Genomic DNA, 21,197 nt, shown 5'->3' with positions numbered 1-21,197 from the left:
TTCCGCAAATGGAAGCTGTCAGCCAAGGTCTATGGAAGAGCAGTAAATCCAGGCCTGTGTCTTATCGGTCGATGCAGGAGAAGGGCCGATCATGTTCAGCGCAAAAAAAGGCTCCGCTCGGATAACGAGCGGAGCCGGAGCTTAAAAAGCAATTCAGACTTATTCTTTTTTCGTCTGAACTAATTCAAGCGGCGCGTCATTGACTTCAGCAGCGCGTTTAACACGCTTTCTGCCGAGTTTCGGTTTGCTGACTTCCACCGGTGCGGATGTAGGAGCGGCTTTAGTAGCAACCAGCTCTAAGCCTGCTTCGGCAAGGATCGGTTTGAGATCGTCTGTCGGAGCTTTCACGCTCTTGACTTCAGCAGGCTTTGTCTCGACGGCTGCGGGCTTTGATACAACCGGTTTTGTCTCAGCGGCGGCCGGTTTGACTTCAGGAGCCGGCGCGGCTTTCACTTCTGCAGCCGGTTTTTCTTCACGTACGACAGGAGCCGCGGAAGAAACCGCCTGTACCTCTACCGGTTCAGCTGCCTTAGGCGCTTCCGTCTTTGTCTGAACGAGCTGAAGAGGAGCTTCTTCGGCTGCTTCAGGAGCGCGTCTAGCGCGGCGCGGCTTTCTTGTCTGAGCCTTTGCGGCATCATCAGCGACATGAAGGTTTTCCGGAGCCTTGACTGTCGGCTTGCGGACTTCATTGTTGATTAACGGAGCCTCAGCCTGCGGAACAGTGCGTTCGCTCTGGACAATGTCGTCGATCGCGGCAACGACCGGAGAAACTGCTACGGGCGGCACATCCGTTTTGACGCGGCGCGGCTCATTGCGGTCTCTGCGCAGTCTGCGGCTTCTTCTCTGACGAGGCTGCTCAGGTAGAGTGGACTGAGATTCCTGAGAAGGAACCATCTTCACCGCGACATCCTCGTTCTGCTCAGCGTGGCTTTCCGCAGCCTTAGCAGGCGCGGTTTTCACAGGAGCTTCTGCCTTGGCTTTAGACGCAAATTCAGATTTGGACTTCGGAGCCTGATTTTCAGAAGCCTTGTTTTCTCTGCGTTCGCTGTGCGCGGCGTTTTCTTTCTGAGTTTTGCGCGTACGATCGACTCGTTCACCGGCATTGGGTTTGGAAGAGGTGCGGGCAGCCGCTTCGGACTCCTCACGAACCTGCTGACGAATTTCTTCGTTGCGTTCGCTCTTGGCCTGGCGAATCTGTTTGACCGCAGCACTGCGCTCGGCCTTTTCTTTCTTCTGTCTGCGCTGCTCTTCGGCGCGTTCCTGACGGCGGTTCTTGCGCTCGGACGCGTCTTTTCTCTGAGTGCGTTTATCGTTTCTGTCGCGGCGCTGCTTGGCTTCGGGCTTCTCTTCAGAGGAACCGAAGAAGAAACCGAAAATCTTCTGAAGCAGAGATTTTTCGCTCTTGGCTTCAGCCTTGGCTTCTGCGGCGTCAACGTGTTTCGGCGCATTGTCTCTCGGGGGCAGGCCCTTGATCACAGGAACCTGACGGGGACGAGTGGACGGCTGAACATTCTGAGCTCTGGAGTAAGGCTCTTCGGGTTCGGGAGCGAGTTCCTCGACACGCTTGTAACTCGGAGCGCCTTCGGTCAGGAGGTCCTCTTCAGAGCGCAGACGTTCGATCTGATAATGCGGAGTTTCAAGTGTCTGGTTCGGAATCAGGATGACTTCAATGTGATGACGATGTTCGATCTTGGCGATTTCGTCACGTTTTTCATTGAGAAGGAAGGTGGCGACGTCAACCGGAACCTGAGCCTGCAGCGCAGATGTTCCGTCCTTGAAGGCTTCTTCCTGAAGGATACGCAGAACCTGAATCGCGCTGGATTCGGTATCACGGATCGCGCCGATACCGTTGCAGCGCGGGCAGGTGATATGGCTGCCTTCGTAAAGGGAAGGACGCAGTCTCTGACGAGAGAGTTCAAGCAGACCGAAGCGGGAGATCTTTGCGATCTGAACGCGGGCGCGGTCGTAATGGATCGCTTCCTTCATGCGCTGCTCGATCGCTCTCTGATTCTTCGGATCTTCCATATCGATGAAGTCGATCACGATAAGGCCGCCAAGGTCGCGCAGTCTCATCTGACGGGCCACTTCTTCGGCCGCTTCATAGTTGGTTCTGAAAGCGGTTTCTTCGATGTCGCCGCCGCGAGTGGAGCGGGCGGAGTTAACGTCGATCGCAACCAGAGCTTCAGTGTGGTCGATCACAATGGAGCCGCCTGAGGGCAGCGGAACGGTACGGGAGTACGCGGTCTCGATCTGATTTTCGATCTGGAAGCGGGAGAAGAGCGGGACATCGTCCGTGTAGCGTTTTACACGGCTGACCATGTCCGGCATCACATGACCCATGAACTGACGGGCCTGTTCGTAGATATCGTCTGTATCGACGAGAATTTCCGCAATGTCCGGCTGGAAGTAGTCACGGATCGCGCGAATGACCAGATTGCTTTCTTCGACAATGAGGAAAGGAGCGGGATTGACGCGTTTGAGCGGTTCGCCCTTGGGGCCGACGGGAGTGGAAACGTAGTTGCCCTGTTTGTCTTCATACTGGGGAGCAGCCGCCTCGGAGATCGCATCCCAAAGTTTCAGAAGGTAATCCAAGTCCCACTGGAGTTCTTCGACGCTGCGGCCGATGCCGGCGGTACGAGCGATAAGGCTCATGCCTTTAGGCGTGGAGAGCTGAGACATGGCTTCGCGTAGCTCCTGACGTTCTTCGCCTTCGATACGGCGACTGACACCGCCTCCGCGTGGGTTGTTCGGCATAAGGACGAGATAGCGGCCGGCAAGAGAAATAAAGGTTGTCAGCGCAGCGCCTTTATTGCCGCGCTCTTCTTTTTCAACCTGAACAATGAGTTCCATGCCTTCGGTAACAGCCTCCTTGATGGAGGCTGTACGGACATCGACCCCTTCGTTAAAGTAGGCGCGTGAGATTTCCTTGAAGGGCAGGAAACCGTGACGTTCTTCACCGTAATCAACGAAGCAGGCTTCGAGGGAAGGTTCAATGCGTGTGATGACGCCTTTATAGATATTGGACTTTCTTTGCTGACGTTCTGAAGACTCGATATCAATATCGATAAGCTTCTGTCCTTCAACAATACTGACACGCAGCTCTTCAGCGTGCGTGGCATTAAATAACATGCGCTTCATGAAGCACTCCTCGGTCACTTTCGCGGACCATAGACGTGCTGACGGAAAAGACTAGAAATTCGGGCGGCCGAATAGGGATATCAAAGGCATCTCGCTTTTGTAGTGCAGCAATCGGCTGCCGGAGGCTTCATAAGGTCGAAAGATGGAGGCTGCGCGGACTTGCCCCTACCCCGCAAGAGGGTATCAGCAGACAATGTTTTGCCGCGTGCCGTTAAGCTCACTTTCTTTATCCCGATTCCATGGATCCTGCATCAGATCCGTGTTCCAATTTTTGTGCGCGCATCAACCGGATGCTGCGCCCCGTTTCTACTCAATTCTGTACAGCAATGACCGCAAGGGTCATCGGCGAGCTGCGACGATCATGCCTGATCGGAGCACCGCCAAATATTCATTACAAATATCTTCGACGCGAATCGTTTCCGTGAATGAAGCTCGTACTTCCTATGCATCATCGGTTCGCTCTGAGGGAGGAACCCTAGATAGGGAGCCGTTTTCTTTCTTTCGACTGAAAAGATTACAATCGGCGAAGGTCATAAAGAGGCCGTTGAATCGGTGCGAATCAACCGAAACGCGTTTCGGAGCAGAAAATATTTTCTGTCCGACCGATCGCCTCGAGCAGGATTTTAATGCAAATGTCAAAGACACGCCAAAAGTATGAACAATTGAGCCCATCCGGGGCACAATCAGTAACGAAAAAAAACAGAACCCGCAGCGGCAGGGAACTGCTTGCCGCGATGAAGGCCGCTCAGAAGAAAAAGCCGCAGCCTGTAAAAGCAGCCTCTCAGAAGAATTCTTCAGCTCAGAGCGAACAGGTCAGATTTATCAAGGTGAATGCGTCTTCAGACGGACAGCGCTTGGATAACTTTCTGCTCTCTGAGCTCAAGGGCGTTCCGAAATCCATGATTTATCGCGTGATACGCTCGGGTGAGGTTCGCATCAACAAGGGCAGAGTTCATCCGGACAGCCGTGTCAGTGAAGGAGATGAGGTTCGCATTCCGCCGATTCGCGTCAGCGCGCAGCCTCAGGAGAAGAAAGCGCCGCCGCTGAAACTCTCTGAAATTCCGACGATCCTGTACGAGGATGAGCATATTTTGGCAGTGGATAAACCCTCGGGCATGGCCAGCCACGGAGGCAGCGGCATTTCTTTCGGACTGATTGAACGCATGCGCGCTTCTCGTCCTGATCTTCCTTTTCTCGAACTTGTTCATCGATTGGATAGAGGGACATCCGGAGTGTTGGTTCTGGCAAAAACCAGAAAGGCGCTTGTCCGTCTTCACGAAATGATTCGTGAAGGACAAATGCATAAAACGTACAAGACGCTTGTAAAAGGCGACTGGCAGAACGATCGTCAGCATGTCAAGTTTCCGCTCTATAAATATGTCACGGCCTCCGGCGAGCGCAGAGTGCGGGTTGATGAAGAGCAGGGGCTGCCGAGTCACTCAATTTTTCGGCTGATTGAGCGCTTCGGGGCGGTTTCGCTTCTTGAAGTAGATTTGTTGACAGGACGCACGCATCAGATCCGTGTACATGCGGCGCATTTAGGTTTTCCTCTTGTCGGAGATGAGAAGTACGGAGATTTTGAATTCAACGGCGAGGTTGAACACGGTCTTCTGGGATATCCTTTCAAAAGAATGTTTCTGCATGCCGGATCAATCGCATTTCACCATCCGGTGAGCGGAATTGATCTGAAAATCGAGGCACCGCTTCCGAAAGAGTGCCGGGAACTGTTGGACGCATTGGAAAGGAAAAAGCGTGACGCCCTATAAATTCGCGGTTTTTGATTTTGACGGAACACTTGTAGATTCCGTGGACGCAATCGCAAAAGGAATACAGAAAGCGAATCAGACGATCGGGATTAAACCGGTCAGCTACGAAACAGCAAAAAGCGTTATAGGCCTTGGGTTCAAAGACATTATTCCGATTGTCGCTTCAGATCTTGATCCGGCTCGTTATGAGGAATACAAAAATATTTACGTCGGATACTTTCTGCAGAGCGACCCGTATCTGAAGCTCTTTCCGAAGGTGCTCGATCTGATGGATCGGCTGCATGAAGCCGGTATTAAAACTGCGATTGCCACAGGTAAAAGCCGCAAGGGACTTTCCAGAATTGTGAACCGCATGGGGATCGAAGCTTATTTTGATGACTCGGTGACTTCGGACGAAGCCAAGCCGAAGCCTGATCCGCTCATGCTTCATATGCTGATGGAGCGCGGCGGATTTAAGCCTTCGGATATGGTTATGGTCGGCGACACCGAACACGACATCAGACTTGCAAAAGCAGCCGGAGTGGATGCGATTGCGGTTTCGTGGGGTGCCGCCCCGAGGCTGAGGCTTGAAGAGTATCAGCCCAAGCACATTGCCAACACGATGGACGAGCTTGCTTCTATGCTCGGCGTCCGCGTTTAGAGGCGAGGATTCCGAACACCGTCGGAAGTTTCGGCAGGTTCAGATCCTTTGATTTCCATTGAGCGGCCGAGAAGGTTCTGATTTTTTCAGCCTCTCCCGTAATGTCTGTGGCCGCCATAATCAGCGTTGTCGGTGCGCAGACTCTCATTAAATCGGCGAGCATGCCGCTGTTGCGATAGGGCGTTTCGATAAATAGCTGAGTTTCGCCCTCGGCGCTCGCACTCTTTCTTTCCAGATCTCTGATCGCGTTCGTGCGCTGAGGCTCTTTAATCGGCAGGTAGCCGCAGAAACGAAAGTGCTGTCCGTCCATTCCGGAGGCCATGAGTGCCAGAAGAATGGAGCTCGGTCCGACAAGCGGCACGACGCGTATGCCCAGACGATGAGCTTGCTCAGCGATTTGAGCACCGGGATCTGCGATGCCCGGGCAGCCCGCTTCGCTCACGATACCGATGTCAAAACCCTCCAGAGCGGGTTTCAGCCAGGTTTTAATCAGATTGACATCCGGGCGGTGTCCGATCTCTTCAATAGAGAGAGAAGCGATCGGGAGCGGATGCTCGGCCGCTTTGAGAAAAGCTCGGGCCGATTTAGCGTTTTCCGCCAGAAAATATTTGAGCTCGCGCGCGACATGAATCGAGCTTTCGGGCAGGGAAGCCGAGACGCTTCCCTGTGAAATCGGCACGGGGAGCATAAAAAGCCTGCCGAGCTGCGTCATTATCTGAGCTCCGGAAGAACGCTGATGCCTGCCTTAGCGAGCATGGTGGTGAGTTCAATCAGCGGCAGTCCGATAATTGCTGTCGGGTCGGAGGAGCGGCATTCAGCGATGAGCGCGATACCGAGTTTCTCGATTTTGGCGCTTCCAGCGCATCTGAAAGGTTTCTCGATTTCAAGATAGCGGCGAATGGCCTCAGGCGGAAGATCGCGCATCTTGATTTCGGTGGGAACAACGGTCGAAGAGACGTTGCCTTTTGCGTCGATGACGGTCATTGCGGAGTGAAACACAACTTCTTTGCCGCTCATCGCAGAGAGCTGCTCAAACGCCTTTTCGAAGCATCCGGGTTTGCCAAGCGGTTTGCCGTCAAGTTCGAGTACCTGATCGCAGCCGATCACGACGCAGTCGGGGTGCTGAGCGGCGACCGCCTGTGCTTTAAGAATTGAGAGTCTTAGGGACAGGTCTTTAGGCTTTTCGTCCTTGAGCGGTGTTTCGTCAACTTCGGGCGAACAAGTTGTAAAGGGCAGCTGCAGGCGTTCGAGCAATTCTTTTCTAAACGGAGAGCTCGAACCGAGAATGAGTTGTAATCTATTATCCATTTTTGGGTTATCGCATCCACAGAAATAAATGAATGCGACTATTCTAGTTCAGTGCTAGGTATTAACAAGAAGGATCCGAATGTCTGAGTATCTAAAATCGACAGACTATGTAAACGCATATGATCTTGCCCGTGACAGACGTGTCATTTCGGGGAAGGTTCGGCTTACCGATATGCCGAGACTGCGTGAAGAGATCTGTCCGACGGACGCTGAATGCGTTTTTGAGATCAAAGGGATGACCGCCAAAAAGGGCTGGCCCGGAGCTGTCATGACGCTCGCCGCTAAAGTGCCGCTTATTTGCAATCACTGCGGCAAACCGATGGAGTTCCCGATTGAAAGCGACGTGCTTTTCCGTTTCGCCAGAGACGAAAAAGAAGCCGATTCCATTCCGATTGACGACGAAGACGACACAGAAGTGATTGTCGGCAGTGAGAAGCTCAATCTGATGGAATGGATTGAAGAGGAGATTCTGCTTTCGCTTCCTTATGTTCCGGTTCACGACTACGCGTGCAAATCCGACATTGAAGCGCCTAAGCAAGAAGAGCCGAAGAAAGAAAATCCCTTTGCAAAACTTAAAGATCTGCAAGGTTTGCGAAAGAATTAACGTTAGTGTAGAATCCGATGTTTCCCGAGAGCGGAAGTGTTTGTGTTGTCCGCTCGTTTTTAAGATTTAGATATTATTTTCGTGGGGTTACCATGGCTGTTCAGCAAAATAAGAAGTCGACCAATAAGCGCGGCAATCACCGTGCTCACGATTTCCTGACCAATCCTCCGCTCGCTGTCGAACCGACAACAGGCGAAGCACATCGTCGTCATCACATTTCTGCTTCCGGTTTCTACCGTGGCAAGAAAGTCATCGCCACTAAGAACGACGATCAGGAATAAGTTCTTCCCTGAGGACTGCTCTCATTCGAGACCCACGGCGGACGATGCGGCAGGAATTATGAAAGAATTTGTATCTTAGGCTTAAGCCTAAAGATCAAGAAAGCTCGAGGTCAAACTCGGGCTTTTGTTTTATAGGCCTGCAGATTTTGTCCGCCGACCGCCGAGCTTTTTCAGAACCTCATCTGCGGTTTCCGCTGAATCCAGCGCGCAGAGCGTCTCCCAAAAGATTGCCGCGGCTTTAGCGATAGGACGGTTTTTCTTTTTTACAGCGACGTGACCGGAAACTCGTTCGGGCGTAATCGGAACAAATCTCAAACCGCTTTTACTGCGATTGGTAAAAGAGCCTTCCACACACAATAGAGCGCCCATGCCGGAGCTGACCAGGTCAAGGGCGTTGGAGGGCAGGTTGTGGTAAGCCGTTACCTTTAAATCCTTATCGGAAACTTTGAGCCAGCTGCTGATCTCTTCCAGCACAATGAATCTTCTAGGCAAAATCAAAGGAGTGGCGACGACTTCGCTGAAAGGCATCTCTTTTCGATCGCTCGGAAAGTCTGCCTTTCGAACGACAAGCCCCCGGCGATCTTTTGCCGGAATCGATGTTTTATCGTATTTTGCGCTCTCAACCGGCTCCAGAAGAATGGCTAAATCCAGTTTGTTCTCGTCCATTGAACGCTTTAAATCATCACTGTCGGCAGAATAGATTTCAAAGTGGACGTGCGGATACTGCGCTGTAAATTTCTGCATTTCCCGTGTGAGAATCCGCATGGCAGAAGTTTCGACAATGCCGATGCGGATGATGCCGAGAAGGAACTCCCCTTTTTCCGAGAGCTCCATTTTCGCCTGGTTCGCGAGCTCGTTGTCTTTGCCGCGATTGCCGCGCTTGGCGGATGCGAGTCTCAGTTAAAGGCGCACACGGGAGCTAATCTCAAAGAAGAAAACACGAAGCAGAATCTCGCTGACGCGCTGCAGATCGCTATTCCGCTCAACGGATTCCCGAGAACTTTGAATGCGCTCGCGGTCGTGAATTCGTTTAAATAATCTTATAAGCCGTAATATTTTTGCAGGGAAGGCCATAAGCGGGCCTTCCTTTTTTATTGGGCACCGCACAGGTGTCTTTCAGAAGTACAGGAGTGAGTGTTGCGATTTTTCCCGGATAGTTTTTACGGATTTTAGAAATTGTTTTTTCTTGTAATGCTGAAAAAGCGGTTCGCACAGAACCCCAGAATAAAGTAATCTCTCGTTTATCTGTTTGTAATGGAAACGAAATTCGTGTCTGAAAAAATTTATTCCCGAATCGCTTCTACAGGAAGTTTCCTGCCGGAGAAGATCGTCAGCAATGATGAACTTGCGGCCAAGCTTGCCGAAAGAGGCGTAGAAACCAGTGACGAGTGGATTCGTACCCGCACCGGTATTGAGCAGAGATATTTTGCCGAAGGCGCGGGCTCCACGACCGCTATGGCCTTTGAGGCCGCAAAGCGTGCCTTGGAAAACGGCGGCTTTACACCTGACGAGATTGATCTGATTATCGTCGCGACGACGACGCCTGACTCCGTTTTCCCGAGCACGGCGTGTCAGGTGCAGGCGCTCCTTCAGGCCAGCAGCGCCGGCGCTTTTGATATTCAGGCGGTTTGCTCCGGATTTGTTTACGCGCTCTCAATCGCCGATTCAATGATCCGCGCAGGATCCGCCGAGCGCGTCTTGGTGATCGGTTCAGAAAGCCTTTCGCGCGTTTTGGATTGGGATGATCGTACAACCTGCGTTCTCTTCGGTGACGGAGCTGGCGCTGCGGTGCTCGAAAAGAGCAGCGAACCCGGAATTCTCGCAACAGAACTTAAAGCCGACGGCACGCGCGGTGTGCACGTGCTTGCTGCCGACAGCCATATTGACAACGGCAAGATTGTCGGAGACCCCTATATTCGTATGGAAGGGCGCCTCGTATTTAAGGCCGCGGTGGAAAAAATGACGGAAAGCGCGCTGAATGTGCTTGCGGCGGCAAATCTCGCGCCCGGTGATGTCGATGTCTACATTCCGCATCAGGCAAATCTTCGCATCATGAATATGGTTCGCGGCAAGTTAAATATTCCTGAGAGCAATCTTGTGGTTTCCGTCACTAAGCACGGAAACACGTCGGCGGCAAGTGTTCCGCTTGCGCTCGATAAGGCCCGTCAGAGCGGACAGCTCAAACGCGGCGACATTGTTCTGCTTCAGGGCGTCGGGGGCGGCTTCACCTGGGCTTCCGCACTGCTTAAATTCTAATAAAACAACTTATAACGCAAATGTCAGAAAAGAAAATTGCTTTTGTATTTCCGGGACAGGGCAGTCAGTCCGTTGGAATGCTTTCAACCCTTAAGGACGAACCGATTGTGCAGCAGACGCTTGAAGAAGCGAATGAAGTACTTGGATTTGATTTAGCGAAACTCATTGCCGAAGGTCCGTCTGAGGAGCTGAGCCTCACTGTCAATACGCAGCCCGCATTGGTCACCGCAAGCACCGCGATGTATTGCTACTATCTTTCCAAAGGCGGCCGACGCCCCGACGTAGCGGCCGGCCACAGCCTCGGAGAATACTCCGCGCTGGTCGCTGCCGGTGCGCTTGAATTTAAGGATGCCGTTAAGCTCGTGCGCTTCCGCGCCGAGAAAATGCAGGAGGCGGTCCCCGTCGGTGAAGGCACGATGGCCGCGATTCTTGGTCTCGATGACGACAAAGTTAAATCCGTCTGCCTTGAGTGCGCCGCCAACGGCGTCGTCGAAGCGGTGAACTTTAATACACCGGGACAGGTCGTGATTGCCGGCACCGTTGCCGCAGTGGAAGCCGCAATGAGCAAAAGTCTTGAAGCGGGTGCAAAACGCGCGATCCGTCTTAATGTCTCCGGCCCCTTCCATTCTTCACTGATGAAGCCCGCCGCGATTGCGATGGAAGAGCGCCTGCGCACAGTTGAACTACGCTCGCCTGAAATTCCGGTTCTGCACAATGTGGACGTCCGTCTCAGAAGCGAAGCCGACGATATTCGCGGCGCGCTCTCCGCTCAGGTTTCTTCGGCTGTTCTTTGGGCCGATACCGTCCGCGAAATGGAAAAGATGGGCTGTACCGAACTCTATGAAGTCGGCCCCGGCGCTGCGCTTACCGGTATGACCAAGAGAATTACCAAGGGTATCGCGGCAAAAGCATTGAACAGCAAAGAAGCGCTTGAAGAAGCGGCTTCTAATAATCAGGAGTAAGAAGATTGACCACAAATAATGTATTCAGCGCTGAAGCGCTTAAAGGCGAAATTGTTTTGGTGACAGGCGCTTCCCGCGGTATCGGTGCCGCGATTTTTGACGCGTGCCTCAAAGCGGGCGCCACCGTAATCGGCACGGCAACAAGCGAAGCCGGCGCAGCCAAAATTACAGAAAGAGCTCAGGGCGCAAAGGGATTCGGCCGTGTGCTTAACGTGGCCGACCGCGAAGCGAGCGACGCCTTTATGAAAGCGATTGAAGCCGAATTCGGCGCGGTCACGGTTTTGGTGAACAACGCCGGCATCACACGCGATACGCTTTCGATGCGCATGAAGGACGAACAGTGGGATGAAGTGATTGAAACCAATCTGACAGGCGGATTCCGTCTTGCCCGCGCATGCCTTCGCGGCATGATGAAGGCGCGTCACGGCAGAATTATCAGCATCGCCTCCATCGTCGGCATGACGGGCAACGCGGGCCAGGCTAACTACGCAGCGGCCAAAGCGGGCACAATCGCGATGAGCAAATCGATCGCGCGCGAGATCGGTGCGAGAGGTGTTACGGTCAACTGTGTCGCGCCCGGATTTATTGCGACCGATATGACTGACGCGCTCAGCGAAGCTCAGAAAGCCGCGCTTTTAGCGCAGATTCCGATGGCTCGCTTAGGCAAGCCGGAGGATATCGCAGACGCTGTCGTCTTCCTTGCGTCCGCTGCCGCAGACTACATCACCGGACAGGTGATCGAGGTCAACGGCGGTATGAGAATGTAAATCCGCCTTTTTTGGCTAGTTTAAACATCGGCGGCTCGGATATAATTCGAGATTAGCCTAATCATGCAGTACATATTTTTTTAAGAGGTTACAAATGGACAATATCGAACAGCAAGTTAAGAAAGTAGTTGCCGAACAGCTCAGCATCAACGAAGCAGACATCAAGAATGAAAGCTCTTTCATTGGCGATCTGGGTGCCGACTCTCTGGACACAGTTGAGCTCGTTATGGCTCTTGAAGACGCTTTCGGCATTGAAATCCCTGACGATCAGCAGGAAAAGATTCAGACTGTTCAGCAGGCTATCGACTTCATCAAAGCCAATCAGAAGGCCTAATTTTTAAGCATTAACGGAGCAATTAATGCGTCGAGTAGTCGTTACCGGCTTGGGCATGATCAGCCCGATTGGCAACACGGTAGAGGAGAGTTGGGAGAATGCGCTGGCGGGTAAATCCGGCATCGCTGCGGTGACGCACTTTGATGCGTCCGCTTTCGGCTCCCGCATCGCCGGTGAAGTCAAGAATTTTGAAGTGGAGAAGTATCTTCCGGCGAAAGAAGCGCGTCGTTTTGACCGCTTTATTCAGTACGGAGTGGCGGCTTCTCTTCAGGCTCTGGATGACAGCGGACTTCAGATTGATGAAGAAACCGCGGTGAGAGCGGGCTGCGCTGTCGGCAGCGGAATCGGCGGATTGGAAACAATCTGCGTCAACAACGGTTCCTATCTGGAAAAAGGACCTCGTCGAATTTCGCCGTTCCTGATTCCGGGCAGTATCGCCAATATGGTTGCCGGTCAGGTTTCCATTATGCGCAATCTCAAGGGACCGAGTCTTGCCTATTCGACGGCCTGCACGACCGGCCTGCACAGTATCGGCGAGTCCGTCTGGCTCATCCGCCGCGGTGACGCGGATGTGATGGTCGCCGGCGGCGCTGAAGCCGGTGTCTGCCCGCTCGGTCTCGGAGGCTTTGACTCCATGCACGCGCTTTCCCGCCGCAATGACGATCCGCAGACCGCGTCCCGTCCCTTTGACAAGGACCGAGACGGATTTGTCTTGGGCGAGGGCGCCGGTGTGCTGGTGCTTGAAGAGTACGAGCACGCGAAAAAACGCGGAGCGAAGATCTACGCCGAAGTGGTTGGCTACGGTCTTTCTGCAGACGCGCATCACATCACGACGCCGAGTGCGGAAGGTCCGATGCGCTGTATGCAGGCTGCCCTCAGACAGGCGGGGATCAACGCTTCCGATGTTCAGTACCTGAACGCGCACGGAACCAGTACGCACGTTGGCGATATCAATGAGACCAAGGCGATTAAGCTCGCTTTTGGCGACGCGGCCAAGGATTTGGTGGTTAATTCCACGAAGTCTATGACGGGTCACCTTCTCGGAGGCGCCGGCGGTATCGAGTCCGTGTTTACCGTTCTGGCTCTGAAAAACCAAGTTTCACCGCCGACCATTAACATTTTTGAACAAGATCCGGAGTGTGATTTGGATTATTGTGCGAACGAAGCGCGCAAAATGCGAATACGCTACGCGATGAAAAACTCGTTCGGTTTCGGCGGAACCAACGGTTCTCTTGTTTTCGGTCAGGTTTGATCTCAATCCGACTGAACAGCAGCAGGGGTCGCGCAAGCGCCCCCTTTATGTTTTTTTGAACCGCCTTGTCCGCATCCATTCGAAACAATTCTGATGGATGCGGACAAGCAAACATCCATTTAGGAATGTATGAAGCAGATCAGAAACTTTTCTATTATCGCTCATATCGACCACGGCAAATCCACGCTCGCTGATCGTTTGATTCAGCGCTGCGGCGGTCTTTCCGAGCGAGAGATGGAATCTCAGGTCCTGGACTCCATGGATCTGGAAAAAGAGCGCGGCATTACTATTAAGGCTCAGACCGCCTCTCTCAATTACAAGGCTAAAGACGGCCAAACGTACTTATTAAATCTTATTGATACCCCGGGACACGTTGACTTCAGCTACGAAGTCAGCCGTTCGCTTTCAGCCTGCGAAGGTGCGCTGCTTGTTGTGGACGCCACGCAGGGTGTGGAAGCTCAGACAGTTGCCAACTGCTATACCGCCATTGAGCTCGGCGTCGAAGTGCTTCCGATTCTCAATAAGATGGATCTTCAGAGCGCAAATCCTGATGAAGCCCGTGAAGAAATCGAAGAAGTCATCGGAATTGACGCGACGGACGCGGTTGAAGCCTCTGCAAAGACTGGTCTTGGCATCGATGAAATTCTTGAACGCATTGTGGAGCGTGTCCCTGCGCCTAAGGGCGACCCGAAAGCGCCGCTGCAGGCGCTAATTATCGACTCCTGGTTCGATAACTATGTCGGCGTTGTGATGCTGGTGCGTGTTGTGAACGGAACACTTCGTCCGAAAGATAAGATTCGTCTGATGGCGACCGGTGCAAACCATTTGGTTGAACAGGTCGGCATCTTTACACCGAAATCTCAGACGAAGACCGAGCTCAGCGCAGGGCAGGTGGGCTTTGTGATTTCCGGAATCAAAGAATTGAAAGACGCCCGAGTCGGTGATACGGTCACAAGCGCTCAGAATCCGGCTTCGGAGCCGCTTCCCGGCTTTAAGGAAGTTAAGAGTCAGGTGTTTGCGGGCCTTTACCCGGTGGAATCAAACCAGTACGAAGCGCTTCGCGATGCGCTCACGAAGCTGCAGCTTAACGACGCGGCTCTGCACTTTGAACCGGAAGTTTCTCAGGCGCTCGGTTTCGGTTTCAGAGCGGGCTTTCTCGGGCTGCTGCACATGGATATTGTGCAGGAGCGTCTCGAGCGCGAATACAACATGGATTTGATTACGACCGCGCCGAGCGTGGTCTACGAAGTACTGCTGCGCAACGGCGATGTTATCCATGTTGAGAATCCTTCAAAGTTGCCGCCGGTGGATAAGATCGCGGAAATCCGCGAACCTATCGATTCAGTGACCATTTTTGTGCCGGACGAGTATGTCGGCGCGGTCATGACGCTCTGCAACCAGAAGCGCGGTATTCAGACGAACCTCGCCTATCACGGCAGACAAGTGCATCTGCACTATGACCTTCCGCTCGCGGAAATCGTTTTGGACTTCTTCGACAAGCTTAAGTCACTGACCCGCGGCTATGCTTCTATGGATTACGAGTTCAAAGAGTACAGAGCCTCTGATGTCGTCAAGATCGATATCATGATTAACGGTGATAAGGTGGACGCGCTCTCAAGCATTGTGCACCGAGCCAACTCGGTTTCCCGCGGCCGTGAAATTGTTTCCAAGATGCGCGGCATTATTCCGAGACAGATGTATGACGTCGCCATTCAGGCGGCCATCGGCGCAAACATTATCGCGCGTGAAAACGTGAAAGCGCTTCGTAAGAACGTGCTTGCCAAGTGTTACGGCGGTGACATTACGCGTAAACGCAAACTGCTGGAAAAACAGAAAGCTGGTAAGAAACGCATGAAGCAGGTCGGTACCGTCGAGATTCCGCAGGAAGCCTTCCTTGCAATTCTTCAGCAAGACGACAAATAACCCTCATCGAGGAGCATCACTATGACTTTTTCTCTCATTCTTTTCCTCCTGACCGTTTTTACAGGCGTGCTGTGGGTTCTTGATGTATTTGTCTGGAAACCTAAACGCGTCAAAGTCATGTCTGATGAACTGCAGCAGTTCGACAGAAGCAACGAAGATGCGCTGCGCAGAGGCGTACAGTCCGTGGTGGCAGCTCGCTCTGCGATGGTCACGCGCATGAATGAGCGTCCCAAGTGGCTTGAATATACTGCCGGTTTCTTTCCGGTAATTTTCTTTATTTTCATTCTGCGCTCATTCATTTTTGAGCCTTTCAGAATCCCGAGCGGATCTATGATGCCGACGCTTGAAAGCGGCGACATGATTTTAGTGAACAAATATAACTACGGTCTGCGTCTGCCGGTGCTGAACACCAAGATTGTTCCGATCGGTGAGCCTGAAAGAGGCGATGTGATTGTCTTCCGTTATCCCGCGGATGAAAAAATTGACTACATCAAGCGTGTTGTCGGTTTGCCTGGCGACAAGATTGAATACATCAACAAGCGGCTGACCATTAATGGGAAGCCTGTGCCCGTCACCGCTGACGGTAAGTATTACGATGAAGCCAAGATGCAGGAGCTTGATCAGTTTGTCGAGCAGCTCGGTAAGAAGGATCACCGTATTCTCAACAATCGCGCGGCCCCTGCCGGCGCTTATCCGCTTCCGATTCACAACAACCCCGACGCTTGTGATTACGTGAGAGGCGGATTGATCTGCACCGTGCCCAAGGACACATATTTCGTCCTTGGTGATAACCGCGACAACTCCGAAGACAGCCGCTACTGGGGTTTTGTGCCGGAGAAAAATTTAGTCGGACGGGCCAATATGATTTGGATGAATCTTTCGAAGCCGAGCCGCATCGGTTTCTTTGACTAGGAGCAAATATGCTGCCTCTCAGTGAACTTGAAAATAGAATCGGTTATAAGTTCAAAAACGAATCGCTTTTGAAGCGCGCGATGACACACCGCTCTTTTTCTTCGGAAAACAACGAGCGTTTGGAGTTTCTCGGAGACTCCGTGCTGAACTGCGTCATCGGCAACGCCTTATTTTTGAAGGACAAGCATTTTGACGAGGGTTCTCTTTCACGCGTTCGCAGCAACCTTGTCAAACAGTCCGCCCTTGCGGAAATCGCAGAACGCATCGGTATTTCCGAATTCCTTCGCGTTGGCGAGGGTGAGCTGCATACCGGAGGAAATCGTCGTCCGTCAACCATTGCGGATGCAGTAGAAGCCATATTTGGGGCGGTTTTCACCGACTCCGGCTTCGAATCGGCGCAAACTGTCATCATTCGCTTATATGAGCCGATGCTGAGCAAGCTGACGCCGGATACGCTGGGCAAAGACCCGAAGACCCGCCTGCAGGAAGTACTGCAGGGCCATCATTACGGTCTGCCGGTGTATGAAGTACTGGAGGTTCGCGGACTGCCGCACGATCAGGAGTTCCTGGTGAGCGTGAGCGTTCCAAAACTGGACATTAACCTTCAAGGCGTCGGCCGTTCCCGCAGACAGGCGGAACAGGAAGCCGCGCAGAAAGCTCTGGACAGCGAAGCCGTTAAGAAATTGAAAGGCTAAGTTATGACAGAAAACACAGTTACAGAAGAAACTAAAGAATTCCGCAGCGGATATGTTGCCGTGATCGGCCGTCCGAACGTCGGCAAGAGCACTCTGATCAACGCACTTGTCGGCGAGAAGGTCAGCATCACGAGCAAGAAACCGCAGACCACACGAGACCGCATCATGGGTGTATTAACCACCGACGACACCCAGTATATCTTTGTGGACACACCGGGTTTCCAAACGAAACATTCTTCTGAACTTTTGTCCAGAATGAATCAGTCAGTTAAATCGAGCCTTGCGGACGTTGATGCGGTGGTTCTCGTCATTGAAGCGACCGGCTGGCGTCCCGAAGACCTGACGGTTCTCTCGCTTCTTTCAAAAGAAGCAAAGAATGTCATTCTTGCGATCAACAAGACCGATGAAGTTAAGGAAAGCGAGGCGATGCTTCCTCTCATTACCGAGTCGATGCAGAAGTTCCCGTTTGCCGAAGTCGTCCCTGTGAGCGCAGAGAAGGGTCGTCAGCTCAAGGTACTTCTTGAAGTGATCAGAAAGTTCCTTCCGGAAGGCGACAAACTGTTTGAAGACGACATTTATACGGATAAATCTCCGCGCTTCCTGGCTGCGGAAATTATTCGTGAGAAGGCTTTCCGCCTCTTGGGCGATGAGCTGCCGTACGGTGTCGCCGTCATGATCGATAAGTGGGAAGAAACCGACAAGCTTGCGCGAATCTTTGCGACACTGATCGTTAACCGCGAAAGCCATAAAGGCATCGTGATCGGCGAAAAAGGCGCGAAACTTCGTGAAATTTCCAGACTGGCGCGCGAAGATATTGAAGAAATGCTTGGCAAGAAAGTTTATCTGGAAGTCTGGGTTCGAGTTCGCAAGGGCTGGGGCGACGATGCCGGTGTTCTCAAGTCTCTCGGCTATGGTCAGTAATCTGTAAGCTTTTTAGGACATTAAGCCTCCGACTCAAGATTGGGTTCGGAGGTTTTTCTTATGCCTGAAAAACGGGAAAGGTGCTCAAAAAGGTCAGGGTAATTACTTATTATCGTGTAAGTTCGTTAGGATGCACGGATTACAGATATATCGTCAGATACGGAGGCGTAAATTGAATAAGCAATACACTCTCGAACGTGAGAACGTCCGTTATCAGAAGAACCTCGCAGACAGCCGTAAAGCTCTGGTTAAGAACATTCGCGCATTTGAAAAACTCAGCAAGAAGGATCGTCTGGACATTGTCAAGAGAGGCGAGTATTTCGCTGTGTATATTTGGGACGATGCGATGCATTTCATCCCTGCAAGATGGATTGCATACGGCTCGGGTACCAAGAGCAATGACAAGACTGTCATTGCGGTCAACCGTATCAACAAGCTTCTCGGAGTTGAAGGCCCGGAAGCAAAGAAATCGCTTGAAAAAGCTTTGGACCTTTACTGCGAAAGCCTCGGCGGAGAGCCTGTGCGCAAGAACCATCTCTTCTGGCGCCGTGACTGCATCACCAAACTGACAAGACTCCTGACTAAGTAAAAGTCTTGCAAACAAAATAAATCGGGACGTCGAGTCCCGATTTTTTTTTGTATGCTAAAAATATCTACGGACGGGCGGGTATTTCAAGCAATAAACGGTCATAATTCCAAGATCGAACTTACAAATACTTGAACAAATGATCATCCGAAGAAAATTTATCGCCGCGCTTGTCAGCAGCGCTTTCTGTGGTTTTGCTGCGCAGGCGAAAGTCGCCTCGGAGCTGTCGGTCCCTAACATTCATTCGCCTGAAATTGAAAAGCAGCCCTTCTATCCTTTTATCGAATTGAAAGGTTCCGCGCAGCAAAGGGGCGTCACGTACGGTCAAAGTGCCGCTGAGCAGATAGACAGAAACATTAAGTTTTATGCATCGGTCTTTCAGTCATCCGCAGGCATTGACTGGGAGAAAGCGAAGTCGCTGGCGGCAAAATTTTTACCGGTCATTCAAAAGTACAGTCCTGAGTCCATTGAGGAAATGAAGGGAATCGCACAGGGAAGCGGAAAATCTTTTGAAGACATTCTCACGCTGAATTGCCGAAGCGAAGTTTTGTTTGCAAACTCGGACGCATGTACCTGCATTATGGTTCCGGCTGAATTAGGTGAAGGCGGCAATGTGTTCATGGGGCAAACCTGGGACTGGCTTGCAAAGGCAAGATCCAACTCCGTGATTCTGAAAGTGGAGCAGGAAGGCCGCCCTGAGATTCTGATGGTCTGCGAGGCCGGTTTGGTCGGAGGCAAGGGGCTGAATTCCGAGGGTCTTGGCGTCTGTCTCAATGCCGCTTCCGTCGGCAAAGGCAAAATCGGCATGCCGCTGCATCTGATGATGCGCAATATTCTGAATTCAAGCCTGCCGACAGAAGCTCTAAAGGCGGTTTCGGCTGTTCCTAGGGCTGGTTCCGGAGTCTTTAATATCGCTTCGCGCAGCAATTATGAGATGCAGGTTGAATTTTCTCCGGACGCATTTGATGTGATCATGAGTAAAGGCGAGGCGCTCGTTCACACCAATCATTATCTGTCCGCTCTGATTGCGCCTAAAGACGTTTCCAAGAGTTTTATTTCCTCAACCTATACGCGGCTGAACGGGGTGCAGAGACAGCTCTCCAAGATGAAGGGACCGATCGGCATGAAAGGACTTTTCCGACTGCTGAGCGATCATGAACTTTATCCGGAATCCGTTTGTTATCACGAAGATCCTCGCCAGAGCGGAGAGCGCTACTGCACGGTTTACGCCATGGTGATGGACGTGACTTCGGGTATTCTGTGGATTAGCGCAGGATACCCGTGTGAAGGGAAAATTTCCGAATACCGACTCTAATCGTTTAGGCCTTTTGCGGGCAGCAGGGCTGTTTCGTTAACAGCGGAAGTGAGCTCGCCCCCTAATTTCTCTTCGACTTTCCCGAGGTCGGCTTCCAGATCCGCGATGATGTCGCGTTTGGCGGTAAGCATCTTGGTGAGCCGCGCTTTATCCAGCTCACCTACGCAGCGGCCGACGACGACACAGGCGATGCCGTTTCCGATCATGTTGGTGATGGAACGTGCTTCGCTCATGAAACGATCTACGCCAAGGATAAGCGCAAGTCCGGCGACTGGGACATCACCGACTGCGCTCAATGTTGCTGCAAGTACGATGAAGCCGGAACCCGAGACACCGGCTGCTCCTTTACTTGTCAGAAGGAGCACCAGAAGCAGCGTGATCTGCTGGCTGAGCGTCATTTGAATATCGCAGGCCTGTGCGATAAAGACTGCGGCAATTGTCAGATAGATCGCTGTACCGTCAAGGTTGAACGAGTAACCGGTCGGAATGACAAGGCCGCTTACGGATTTACTGACGCCAGCTTGTTCCATTTTCTTCATCATCTGCGGAAGAACCGCCTCGGATGAAGACGTGCCGAGCACAATTAAAAGTTCCTCTTTAATGTAGGCAAGATATTTAAAAAGAGAAAACCCACAGCTTCGACAGATCGCGCCGAGAATAAAGATAATGAAAAACAGACAGGTGGCGTAAAAAACCAACATCAGTTTACCGAGCGGGATCAGTGTATGAATACCATATTTGCCGATGGTAAACGCCATAGCGCCGAATGCACCGATCGGAGCGACTTTCATGATCCATCCGATCATGGTGAAAAGGATGTCGGATCCTTTCTTAATCAGACTGTAGACCGGATGGTTAACGCCGCCCAGATGCTGCAGAGCGAACCCGAAGATGACCGAGAAGAATAAAACCTGGAGGATTTCTCCTTCGGCAAAGGCGCCGACAACGGTAGACGGAATAATGTGAAATATGAAATCAAGTGTTGACTGCGGCTTTTCTGAGGCCGCGTACATTGATACCGAACTCATGTCGAGTGTGGACGGGTCCACATGCATGCCGCTTCCCGGCTGAAAGAGATTCACCATGAGAAGACCGATGATCAGTGCGAGCGTCGTCACCGCCTCGAAGTAGAGAAGAGCTAAGCCTCCGACCTTGCCGACTTTCTTCATGTTTTCCATACCGGCGATGCCGGTGACGACAGTGCAGAAAATGACCGGAGCGATGAGCATTTTAATTAGCTTGATGAAGCCGTCTCCAAGCGGCTTCATCTTCGCACCAAGTTCCGGCCAAAAGAAGCCTAGCAGGACGCCGAGAGCGATAGCAGCAAGCACCTGTACATAAAGGACCTTGTAAAAAGGTTTTTTCATTGTTCCGCTCCTAAAAACCAAATAACGTATTTGTAATTAGTAAAAGCACTTAACTACAGGTATTTATATCTAATATATACGATGAATTAGAGGTTACCCTTATAAAGTCCGTGACTAAATGTTTCTGATCCCCGGAAACCGTTGACAGAGGTGAGAGATGCATATGCGTA

Annotated in this window: 21 protein-coding genes; 16 read left to right on the top strand and 5 right to left on the bottom strand. The window is 52.0% G+C overall.

Annotated features, from left to right (window positions below; genetic code table 11):
* Positions 1 to 159: 159 nt before the first annotated feature.
* Positions 160 to 3,138: an Rne/Rng family ribonuclease gene (locus AC6I1F_RS08465; protein WP_160334332.1), complete on the bottom strand. Its 2,979-nt coding sequence runs from the start codon at positions 3,136 to 3,138 to the stop codon at positions 160 to 162.
* 734 nt (positions 3,139 to 3,872) lie between these two features.
* On the opposite strand from AC6I1F_RS08465, the gene AC6I1F_RS08460 reads away from it, so the two are divergent.
* Positions 3,873 to 4,904 carry an RluA family pseudouridine synthase gene (locus AC6I1F_RS08460; protein ID WP_370528063.1) on the top strand — a complete coding sequence of 344 codons (1,032 nt, stop codon included), beginning with the start codon at positions 3,873 to 3,875 and terminating at the stop codon, positions 4,902 to 4,904.
* Positions 4,891 to 5,544: an HAD family hydrolase gene (locus tag AC6I1F_RS08455; protein WP_160334330.1), complete on the top strand. Its 654-nt coding sequence runs from the start codon at positions 4,891 to 4,893 to the stop codon at positions 5,542 to 5,544. Before AC6I1F_RS08460 ends, AC6I1F_RS08455 begins: the two co-directional genes overlap by 14 nt.
* Here the strand turns inward: AC6I1F_RS08455 and AC6I1F_RS08450 are convergent.
* Together AC6I1F_RS08450 and AC6I1F_RS08445 are read right to left on the bottom strand one after the other, a co-directional pair.
* The gene (locus AC6I1F_RS08450; RefSeq protein ID WP_160334329.1) at positions 5,522 to 6,256 is read right to left on the bottom strand and encodes an SAM-dependent methyltransferase; all 735 of its coding nucleotides are present in this window, start codon (positions 6,254 to 6,256) and stop codon (positions 5,522 to 5,524) included. The genes AC6I1F_RS08455 and AC6I1F_RS08450 overlap by 23 nt on opposite strands.
* Positions 6,256 to 6,852 carry a Maf family protein gene (locus tag AC6I1F_RS08445; RefSeq protein ID WP_160334328.1) on the bottom strand — a complete coding sequence of 199 codons (597 nt, stop codon included), beginning with the start codon at positions 6,850 to 6,852 and terminating at the stop codon, positions 6,256 to 6,258. The genes AC6I1F_RS08450 and AC6I1F_RS08445 overlap by 1 nt, the downstream gene beginning before the upstream one ends.
* Before the next feature lie 79 nt (positions 6,853 to 6,931).
* Between AC6I1F_RS08445 and AC6I1F_RS08440 the strand changes: the two genes are divergently transcribed.
* Both AC6I1F_RS08440 and rpmF read left to right on the top strand, forming a co-directional pair.
* A complete protein-coding gene (locus AC6I1F_RS08440) occupies positions 6,932 to 7,456 on the top strand; it encodes a YceD family protein (RefSeq protein WP_251569919.1) in 525 nt (174 codons plus the stop codon).
* Between the two features lie 92 nt (positions 7,457 to 7,548).
* Positions 7,549 to 7,737, top strand: a complete 189-nt coding sequence (gene rpmF / locus AC6I1F_RS08435) for a 50S ribosomal protein L32 (protein WP_160334326.1) — start codon at positions 7,549 to 7,551, stop codon at positions 7,735 to 7,737.
* A gap of 129 nt (positions 7,738 to 7,866) precedes the next feature.
* On the opposite strand, the gene AC6I1F_RS08430 is transcribed toward rpmF, so the two are convergent.
* Positions 7,867 to 8,481: a LysR family transcriptional regulator substrate-binding protein gene (locus AC6I1F_RS08430; protein ID WP_497801733.1), complete on the bottom strand. Its 615-nt coding sequence runs from the start codon at positions 8,479 to 8,481 to the stop codon at positions 7,867 to 7,869.
* Here AC6I1F_RS08430 and AC6I1F_RS08425 point away from each other — a divergent pair.
* The 12 genes from AC6I1F_RS08425 to AC6I1F_RS08370 all read left to right on the top strand — a co-directional run bounded on the left by AC6I1F_RS08425 (position 8,446) and on the right by AC6I1F_RS08370 (position 19,660).
* Positions 8,446 to 8,775 (top strand): carboxymuconolactone decarboxylase family protein, encoded by a 330-nt coding sequence (locus AC6I1F_RS08425; RefSeq protein ID WP_251569917.1) that lies wholly within the window; start codon positions 8,446 to 8,448, stop codon positions 8,773 to 8,775. The two genes, AC6I1F_RS08430 and AC6I1F_RS08425, sit on opposite strands and share 36 nt — an antisense overlap.
* Before the next feature lie 231 nt (positions 8,776 to 9,006).
* A complete protein-coding gene (locus tag AC6I1F_RS08420) occupies positions 9,007 to 9,993 on the top strand; it encodes a beta-ketoacyl-ACP synthase III (RefSeq protein WP_251569916.1) in 987 nt (328 codons plus the stop codon).
* Positions 9,994 to 10,013: 20 nt separating this feature from the next.
* Complete coding sequence (fabD, locus tag AC6I1F_RS08415; RefSeq protein ID WP_497801732.1) at positions 10,014 to 10,955, top strand: ACP S-malonyltransferase; 942 nt, start codon at positions 10,014 to 10,016, stop codon at positions 10,953 to 10,955.
* A 5-nt stretch (positions 10,956 to 10,960) separates the two neighbouring features.
* Entirely contained in the window at positions 10,961 to 11,722 is a 762-nt protein-coding gene (fabG, locus tag AC6I1F_RS08410; protein ID WP_289162853.1) for a 3-oxoacyl-ACP reductase FabG, read from the top strand.
* A 94-nt stretch (positions 11,723 to 11,816) separates the two neighbouring features.
* The gene (acpP, locus tag AC6I1F_RS08405; protein WP_160334321.1) at positions 11,817 to 12,056 is read left to right on the top strand and encodes an acyl carrier protein; all 240 of its coding nucleotides are present in this window, start codon (positions 11,817 to 11,819) and stop codon (positions 12,054 to 12,056) included.
* A 25-nt stretch (positions 12,057 to 12,081) separates the two neighbouring features.
* The gene (fabF, locus tag AC6I1F_RS08400; RefSeq protein ID WP_251569912.1) at positions 12,082 to 13,308 is read left to right on the top strand and encodes a beta-ketoacyl-ACP synthase II; all 1,227 of its coding nucleotides are present in this window, start codon (positions 12,082 to 12,084) and stop codon (positions 13,306 to 13,308) included.
* Positions 13,309 to 13,437: 129 nt separating this feature from the next.
* The gene (lepA, locus tag AC6I1F_RS08395) at positions 13,438 to 15,231 is read left to right on the top strand and encodes a translation elongation factor 4 (protein ID WP_289162855.1); all 1,794 of its coding nucleotides are present in this window, start codon (positions 13,438 to 13,440) and stop codon (positions 15,229 to 15,231) included.
* Positions 15,232 to 15,252: 21 nt separating this feature from the next.
* Positions 15,253 to 16,143 carry a signal peptidase I gene (gene lepB, locus AC6I1F_RS08390; RefSeq protein ID WP_160334318.1) on the top strand — a complete coding sequence of 297 codons (891 nt, stop codon included), beginning with the start codon at positions 15,253 to 15,255 and terminating at the stop codon, positions 16,141 to 16,143.
* 8 nt (positions 16,144 to 16,151) lie between these two features.
* Entirely contained in the window at positions 16,152 to 16,838 is a 687-nt protein-coding gene (gene rnc / locus AC6I1F_RS08385) for a ribonuclease III (RefSeq protein WP_160334317.1), read from the top strand.
* Positions 16,839 to 16,841: 3 nt separating this feature from the next.
* Positions 16,842 to 17,759, top strand: coding sequence for a GTPase Era (gene era, locus AC6I1F_RS08380; protein WP_251450818.1), 918 nt, complete (start codon positions 16,842 to 16,844; stop codon positions 17,757 to 17,759).
* Positions 17,760 to 17,931: 172 nt separating this feature from the next.
* Complete coding sequence (locus AC6I1F_RS08375) at positions 17,932 to 18,348, top strand: hypothetical protein (RefSeq protein WP_251450816.1); 417 nt, start codon at positions 17,932 to 17,934, stop codon at positions 18,346 to 18,348.
* 136 nt (positions 18,349 to 18,484) lie between these two features.
* Entirely contained in the window at positions 18,485 to 19,660 is a 1,176-nt protein-coding gene (locus AC6I1F_RS08370) for a C45 family autoproteolytic acyltransferase/hydrolase (protein WP_251569909.1), read from the top strand.
* On the opposite strand, the gene AC6I1F_RS08365 is transcribed toward AC6I1F_RS08370, so the two are convergent.
* Positions 19,657 to 21,027: a dicarboxylate/amino acid:cation symporter gene (locus AC6I1F_RS08365; protein WP_290432613.1), complete on the bottom strand. Its 1,371-nt coding sequence runs from the start codon at positions 21,025 to 21,027 to the stop codon at positions 19,657 to 19,659. The two genes, AC6I1F_RS08370 and AC6I1F_RS08365, sit on opposite strands and share 4 nt — an antisense overlap.
* Positions 21,028 to 21,197 lie beyond the last annotated feature (170 nt).

This window comes from Parasutterella sp. St.1A3, assembly GCF_059728705.1.
The sequence above is the reverse complement of the archived record's forward strand: the minus strand, read 5'-3'. Positions and strand labels throughout refer to the sequence as shown.

Bases quoted from the DNA above. Each gene is read 5' to 3' on its own strand.
- AC6I1F_RS08465 (WP_160334332.1), bottom strand. From the start codon at position 3,138: ATGAAGCGCATGTTATTTAATGCCACGCACGCTGAAGAGCTGCGTGTC.
- AC6I1F_RS08460 (WP_370528063.1), top strand. From the start codon at position 3,873: ATGAAGGCCGCTCAGAAGAAAAAGCCGCAGCCTGTAAAAGCAGCCTCT.
- AC6I1F_RS08450 (WP_160334329.1), bottom strand. From the start codon at position 6,256: ATGACGCAGCTCGGCAGGCTTTTTATGCTCCCCGTGCCGATTTCACAG.
- AC6I1F_RS08445 (WP_160334328.1), bottom strand. From the start codon at position 6,852: ATGGATAATAGATTACAACTCATTCTCGGTTCGAGCTCTCCGTTTAGA.
- AC6I1F_RS08440 (WP_251569919.1), top strand. From the start codon at position 6,932: ATGTCTGAGTATCTAAAATCGACAGACTATGTAAACGCATATGATCTT.
- rpmF (WP_160334326.1), top strand. From the start codon at position 7,549: ATGGCTGTTCAGCAAAATAAGAAGTCGACCAATAAGCGCGGCAATCAC.
- AC6I1F_RS08430 (WP_497801733.1), bottom strand. From the start codon at position 8,481: ATGCAGAAATTTACAGCGCAGTATCCGCACGTCCACTTTGAAATCTAT.
- fabD (WP_497801732.1), top strand. From the start codon at position 10,014: ATGTCAGAAAAGAAAATTGCTTTTGTATTTCCGGGACAGGGCAGTCAG.
- acpP (WP_160334321.1), top strand. From the start codon at position 11,817: ATGGACAATATCGAACAGCAAGTTAAGAAAGTAGTTGCCGAACAGCTC.
- fabF (WP_251569912.1), top strand. From the start codon at position 12,082: ATGCGTCGAGTAGTCGTTACCGGCTTGGGCATGATCAGCCCGATTGGC.
- lepA (WP_289162855.1), top strand. From the start codon at position 13,438: ATGAAGCAGATCAGAAACTTTTCTATTATCGCTCATATCGACCACGGC.
- lepB (WP_160334318.1), top strand. From the start codon at position 15,253: ATGACTTTTTCTCTCATTCTTTTCCTCCTGACCGTTTTTACAGGCGTG.
- rnc (WP_160334317.1), top strand. From the start codon at position 16,152: ATGCTGCCTCTCAGTGAACTTGAAAATAGAATCGGTTATAAGTTCAAA.
- era (WP_251450818.1), top strand. From the start codon at position 16,842: ATGACAGAAAACACAGTTACAGAAGAAACTAAAGAATTCCGCAGCGGA.
- AC6I1F_RS08370 (WP_251569909.1), top strand. From the start codon at position 18,485: ATGATCATCCGAAGAAAATTTATCGCCGCGCTTGTCAGCAGCGCTTTC.
- AC6I1F_RS08365 (WP_290432613.1), bottom strand. From the start codon at position 21,027: ATGAAAAAACCTTTTTACAAGGTCCTTTATGTACAGGTGCTTGCTGCT.